General features: G+C 61.1%; 4 protein-coding genes. 2 read left to right on the top strand and 2 right to left on the bottom strand.

Translation table 11 applies throughout. The annotated features are described in order from the left end of the window. The first annotated feature begins 77 nt into the window (after positions 1-77). Both JFU58_RS04690 and JFU58_RS04685 read left to right on the top strand, forming a co-directional pair. On the top strand, positions 78-287 hold the full coding sequence (locus JFU58_RS04690) for a hypothetical protein (RefSeq protein WP_201139956.1): 210 nt from the start codon (positions 78-80) through the stop codon (positions 285-287). A 96-nt stretch (positions 288-383) separates the two neighbouring features. After that, positions 384-608 carry a hypothetical protein gene (locus JFU58_RS04685; RefSeq protein WP_201139955.1) on the top strand — a complete coding sequence of 75 codons (225 nt, stop codon included), beginning with the start codon at positions 384-386 and terminating at the stop codon, positions 606-608. A gap of 88 nt (positions 609-696) precedes the next feature. Here JFU58_RS04685 and JFU58_RS04680 read toward each other — a convergent pair whose 3' ends face one another. Further along, entirely contained in the window at positions 697-984 is a 288-nt protein-coding gene (locus JFU58_RS04680) for a hypothetical protein (protein ID WP_201139954.1), read from the bottom strand. Positions 985-1,116: 132 nt separating this feature from the next. Beyond that, complete coding sequence (locus tag JFU58_RS04675; RefSeq protein WP_201139953.1) at positions 1,117-5,145, bottom strand: autotransporter domain-containing protein; 4,029 nt, start codon at positions 5,143-5,145, stop codon at positions 1,117-1,119. Between the last annotated feature and the right edge of the window lie 1,136 nt (positions 5,146-6,281).

Below are 6,281 nucleotides of genomic sequence, written 5' to 3'. Positions count from 1 at the left end.
GAGAGCGGACGTTCATTAGCTTGGAGTGGGCTCCAAGCACCAACTGCTAAGCTGTTCACTCCACCAGAGGAACGCCGATGCCCAACTCAGACCTACTCCCTTCCCTGCTCTCCAAGCTGTACGAAAACCAGTTGGCCCTTGAGGCTTCCATCATGGAGCTATCTAACTGGGTCGAGAAGCGTGGTTCCGCCGATGTAGCCGAGAACGTGCGCGGCGCTCTGCACACCATCGACGAGAACGAAGAGTTCATCAAGCTGACCCTAGCCGTGCTCATGGCGCCCGACTGACTTTAGGGGGAACCCCGCAGTGCACCGCAATATTGAGTTCTTCTCTATTTTCCGACCATACTCACTATTCGACGGGCAAATACCTTAGGCATCTCCATGTCCCTCACCAAACCCAACCAGCAGCTGCGCCGTGACCTCAAGGCGATCGCCTCAAACCTTGAGCAGTCCTGTGTCGACCTCGGAAAACTTGCGGAAAAGCTCAGCAATGCCGACGCCATTGCGTTGATGGGATTGGTGGGAACGCTATATGAGGAAGCGGACAGGCTGGTGGGTTACGCGGATGAGGTGAAGATCGGTCGAATAAAGCGGGCTGCGGAATAACACGGGTGGCTGAGTGGCGATCGCGACTTCATTCCGAGATCGGCCTTCAACCTGCCCGCAGCGCCGGGCTTTTTGCTTCTTCCAGCGCTTAATGCACTGCCTTCAGTTTCGCCCGCGATCGGATTCGGTTCTTTCTCTCCGGATTTACCAATGAAGCATCAAGACTGCCATCTTCCCCGTGCGCCGTCGGAACAAGCGTAAGCCCTGAGACCGCGACCGTTAGACCTGGCAGTGCAGCACCGTCCGCCTGCTTAACGTTGGCGCCGCTTGCCATGAAATGAATATTCAGCCCCCAAGAACCGGTGTGGATATCCTGATCACGCAACAGCGCCGTAATAAGGTCCCGAATCGAAAATGACCGCTCCTTCGTTGTCATAAGCCCCTCTCATCTTCAATGCTGCTATCTGGTAATAGGCAATCAAGTGGGTAACCGACCCATCGCCGCTGCAGCCCCAAGGACCCGCGCGGCAACATTGCCACCGCGCGGTAGAGCATGGAACTACCCATCTCAGAACCGCCAGTTCACATTGACGTTGCCCGCGTTCTGCTGGTAGCCCGCGCCGAACTGCCCACTGTAGGAAACGCCCACCGTGGTGTTTTTACTCACAGCAACATCCGCACCCACCTCAGTGACTGCCGCATTGCGGGCGACTGGTGCGCCCGCGACGGTAAATGGCTGGCTGCCCTCGAATGCCATCGTCGTTTCTGGCGTTACATCACCGAAGGCATGGCGCCAACCCACGGTGCCATACAGATGGCCTTGCAACTGCAGCGCAGTGAGCGCCGTCTTGGCGTGCAGGCCCAGTGTGGTGGTGGTGGTATCGTTGATTTTGCTTTCTCCATCCAATGCAGTGGAACCGCCCGATTCCGAGAAGCCACGCAGGCGCTGGTCGCTGAACGCTGCACCCACGAACGGTTCGATCGTGGCGTGATTGTTCAGCGGCAACGCGTACCCCAGTTCCGAAAACACCTGGCCCGTGCTGGCGCCGGACGTAGACTTCAGCGTCTGGTCCAGGCCGGCGGCGTTGACGTCGCGCCGGCTATCGATATCACTCCAGGTATAGGCCGCGCCAGCAGTCAGATTGATCTTGCCGGGACCTGCGTCAAACGCCTTGCCGCCGTAAACCGTGGCGCTATAGCTATCGATAGCGAACTTGGAAGAACGGTCACTGACCGTGCTGTGGCTGTCGGTATAGCCCAGCGCCCCACCCACTCGCCAACCATTGTCGATCAACCGGTCTGCACCCACGAACACGCCGCCGTCCGACTCCTCGACCTTGGCCGCATTGCTGTTGCCGCCCAATGTACGAGAGTTGCCGAACACCTGTACCCAGACCGGTTGTTCGGCCTCCGGACTGGCCACATCGCCCGCACCCAGTTTGCTACGCAGGTGATCCATCGGCAGCTTGATGACATTGTCCGTGACGCCCTGCAGAACCGAGGCCGTGCTGGCATGCGACTCTCCAGACAAAGCATTGAACACCGACGGCGGTGCGCCGTTGGGCAGGTTCAATATGCGGTTATAAAGATCACTGCCCGCAGGCAGGCTTTGCAGCGCATTGGCCACGGCGCGCTGGTTGTGGGTTACGGCAGCGTCGGCGAAATTTTCCTTCATCTGAAGTCGCAGCATCACGTCATGCGCGTCGTAGACCAACGAAGGCGTCAGGAAAGCCAGGTTGCTCGATACCGAATCAAAGCTGCCGTTCAACTGGTTGGTCGTCAGGATGGTGTAGATGCTCGACCCGGCGTAATTGCCGTTCTCGCCCAAATGCACCACCGAGCCTGCCAGATTAGCTGTGCCGCTGACGTTTACCAGGCTGCTGGTGCTGCTGCCAGGCGGTATCTGGACCTGGTAAGTCGAGCCTGGCGCGAAGGTCAGGTTGCCATTTACGTTAAGGGTACCGACCGGCGTGGCGCTATTGCCGGGCGCCAGGATCGCGCCGCTGGCCAGGGTCGTCGTGCCGACCGTACCGATACCGGACAAGGTCGCGCCACTACCCACCGTCAATGTGCCGCCCAGCTTGCCGTCAACCTCCAGGGTGCCGGCAACGACGTCGCTCGCGCCGGTGAATGCGCTGCTGTCGCCAGTCAAGACCAGCGTGCCGCTACCCATCTGGTTCAGTGCGCCAGCGCCCGAGATCACGCCGCCGAATGCGTAGGGATCGCTGTGATCAAAAGCCAGCGTGGTGCCGGTGCTTGTCGCAACGTCGCCCAGGAGGCTGCCGGTTGTACCACCATCACCCACTTGCACGGTGCCCCCGGTAATCGAGGTGCCGCCGGTGTAGGTGTTCTCGCCAGTCAAGACCAGCGTGCCGCTACCCATCTGGTTCAGTGCGCCAGCGCCCGAGATTGCGCCGCCGAATGCGTAGGGATCGCTGTGATCAAAAGCCAGCGTGGTGCCGGCGCTTGTCGCAACGTCGCCCAGGAGGCTGCCAGTCGTACCACCATTGCCCACTTGCACGGTGCCCTGGGTAATCGAGGTGCCGCCGGTGTAGGTGTTCTCGCCAGTCAAGACCAGCGTGCCGCTACCCATCTGGTTCAGTGTGCCAGCGCCCGAGATTGCGCCGCCGAATGCGTAGGGATCGCTGTGATCAAAAGCCAGCGTGGTGCTGGTGCTCGTCGCAACGTCGCCCAGGAGGCTGCCAGTCGTACCACCATCGCCTACTTGTACGGTGCCAGCGGTAATCGAGGTGCCACCGGTGTAAGTGTTCGCGCCAGTCAAGACCAGCGTGCCGGTACCCATCTGGTTCAGTGCGCCAGCGCCCGAGATCACGCCGCCGAATGCGTAGGGATCGCTGTGATCAAAAGCCAGCGTGGTGCCGGCGCTCGTCGCAACGTCGCCCAGGAGGCTGCCGGTCGTACCACCATCGCCCACTTGCACGGTGCCCCCGGTAATCGAGGTGCCGCCGGTGTAGGTGTTCTCGCCAGTCAAGACCAGCGTGCCGCTACCCATCTGGTTCAGTGCGCCAGCGCCCGAGATCACGCCACCGAATGCGTAGGGATCGCTGTGATCAAAAGCCAGCGTGGTGCCGGTGCTTGTCGCAACGTCGCCCAGGAGGCTGCCGGTTGTACCACCATCACCCACTTGCACGGTGCCCTGGGTAATCGAGGTGCCGCCGGTGTAGGTGTTCTCGCCAGTCAAGACCAGCGTGCCGCTACCCATCTGGTTCAGTGCGCCAGCGCCCGAGATCACGCCGCCGAATGCGTAGGGATCGCTGTGATCAAAAGCCAGCGTGGTGCCGGTGCTCGTCGCAACGTCGCCCAGGAGGCTGCCGGTCGTACCACCATCGCCTACTTGTACGGTGCCAGCGGTGATAGAGGTGCCACCGGTGTAAGTGTTCTCTCCGGTCAAGATAAGACTGCCGTCCCCTGCTTTGGTCAGTCCGCCCTGCCCCGAAACCACACCCGACAGTGTCAGATCGGCCCCAGCGGTATCCAGTGTTCCGCCGTTGGCGGTCAGATCGACATTACGTGCGGTCGTGAAAGTAGCCGTGTTCTGCAAGGTACCGCCGTCCAGCGTCAAATCGCCGGATGTGGCACCCAACGCGCCGTCGCTTGAGACCGACAGCGTGCCGCCCGATATTGTCCAGGGCGTCACCTGGGTCGTCGTGGTCCCTGTTAACGTCCAGAGGCCACCGCCGATTTTCTGGAAACTGGAAAATCCCGTGAAGCCGTTATTACTGGGACTAGCCGCGATTGTGCCGATGCGAGAGGCGTCGAGGCTTCCCGTCGCGCCGGTAGCACCGCCCAGTTGCAGGGTAGTGGTTCCATCTCCCACCACGTTGCCGACAAAGCTGTAGCCCGGCAGAAGCTCCAGGACATTGTTGCCCCCACTGAATGTGATGGCGTTGGCTTGTGTTGCCCCGGCCATTCCACCACTGATGGCGCCGCTGGTGACGATGGTATTGCCGCCGCCTGCCGCAACGATGCCGACGCCGCCTGCGCTACCCACGGATTTCACCCCGCCCAGGGCGCCCCCGCTGCCGGTGCCGCCGGCGCCGTAATTGACAGCCCCGACTCCTCCGGGTACGCGTCCTCCTGTGCCCCCGACAATGGACCCACCGCTTTCGACGGTCACCGTGACCCCGCCGGAAAGGATGTTGACGCCGGCGCCTCCAATACCACCCGTGCCAATACCACCCATGCCCATAGTGTTAGCGTTGCCGCCGGCAACTTGTCCGCTGACGTCCAGTGTCGCGCCGGCAGCGCTGAAAACGACGCCAGCCCCGCCGCTTCCATTGTCGTTGCCGCCGATGGCGGTGGTAGCGGTGCCTAGGCCACCAGTGCCGCCCGTGACGCTTCCAGTCGTTACCGCCACGTTGCCGGCCGAGGTTACCCAAACACCGCTACCGCCACCCCCGCCATAATGAACGGCCTGGCCGCCGGCGCCGCCCGTTACGGCCTTCGTGATCGTCAAAGAAGCACCTGATGCGGTATAGACAATGCCGGCGCCACCACCACCGCCACCAGCGTTGGCGGAGGCGGTACCGCCATCACCGCCGGTGATGGCGACGCTGGCGGTGCCACCGCTGCTCACGACCACACCGTCGCCACCGCCCCCGCGCCAGCGCCGGAAGGGCCTAAACCGCCGGCACCACCAGTCACCGGATTTATCAGATTGCCTGCCGATGTGATGTTACTTCCTATGCCACCACCCCCACCGCCACTGGCTGGAGTCAGAGCGCCGTCCGCACCGCTCAGGCCTACCCCGCCACCACTGGCATTATTACCTGCACCGGCGGGAATGGTGCTACCGGTGCTGGCGTCATAGCCGGCGCCAGCGCCGCCAAAGATGGTGCTCGCAGCGATCGAAGTCTTCCCTCCCGCAGCGCCACCGGCATGGCTGGTGCCGGGAAAGGCCAGCATCAGGCTCACCACGAGCAGGGAAAGACGGCTGCCGTGTGACAAAGCTGTGCATGTGAGAAGGGCGGCTGTCTGAAGTGCAGGACCGGAGGACAACGGGCGGACTCGCATGGAAGATTCCTTTTTGTTGGGAAAAATAAACCTCGCCAGGCTCTCGACAGACTGCTTAAGCTGCCAGGTGCACTGAGTACAGACACAACTTCTTTACTCGGGAAGAGCGGAATTGCCGGTTCTAGGAGCCGCCCACGCACATTGAGATCACGACGTTGTTCACAACGTCAGATCCTCAAGCACGAGAATTCGTAAAGGAATGATGAGTACAGGCCCCGCTTCCGTCGCCACGATGTTCCTGCCTTTATGGGAAGATTAGGAGGCCCACTTTCCTGCGTACGGCAGGGAAATTTCCGAAAATGCCGCGAAAGCCGTTCTTGGCCTGAGACGCTCCTCGATCTTCATGGGCGGCAGTCCGGCCGTATCGGCAGGAACACCCACCATGTTGACGAAGCCGTTACGGAAATAGATCACGTGGGGAGGGTCGGATCATTGAATTTAATTCTGATCAATAGCCCTGACGTACGCCTGGCAAGCTCGCAGAGCCATCACGGCGCGATTTTCAGAGGGTTATGGTAAGTAGCGAAAGCCAAAGATTCCGAGGGTGTACTTACTCAGCAGCACCCGAGTTCACCCTGCCAAACACGGACAGTCGTAAAAAAGTGGTATAAGGAACCCGCCCTTCCCTCGGCGTCCTGCCGACCGAACACAAATCACCAAACAGCCCACGCCTCATGAGGCATATCGTACGACCGTAAT

Origin of the sequence: Pseudomonas sp. TH34 (assembly GCF_016650865.1) — a bacterium.
Lineage (GTDB): Bacteria > Pseudomonadota > Gammaproteobacteria > Pseudomonadales > Pseudomonadaceae > Aquipseudomonas > Aquipseudomonas yamanorum.
Note: the sequence above shows the minus strand (reverse complement) of the source record. Positions and strands in the feature narration are given on the sequence as shown.

Excerpts from the sequence above, each read along its gene's own strand:
- JFU58_RS04690 (WP_201139956.1), top strand. The coding sequence starts at position 78 with ATGCCCAACTCAGACCTACTCCCTTCCCTGCTCTCCAAGCTGTACGAA.
- JFU58_RS04685 (WP_201139955.1), top strand. The coding sequence starts at position 384 with ATGTCCCTCACCAAACCCAACCAGCAGCTGCGCCGTGACCTCAAGGCG.
- JFU58_RS04680 (WP_201139954.1), bottom strand. The coding sequence starts at position 984 with ATGACAACGAAGGAGCGGTCATTTTCGATTCGGGACCTTATTACGGCG.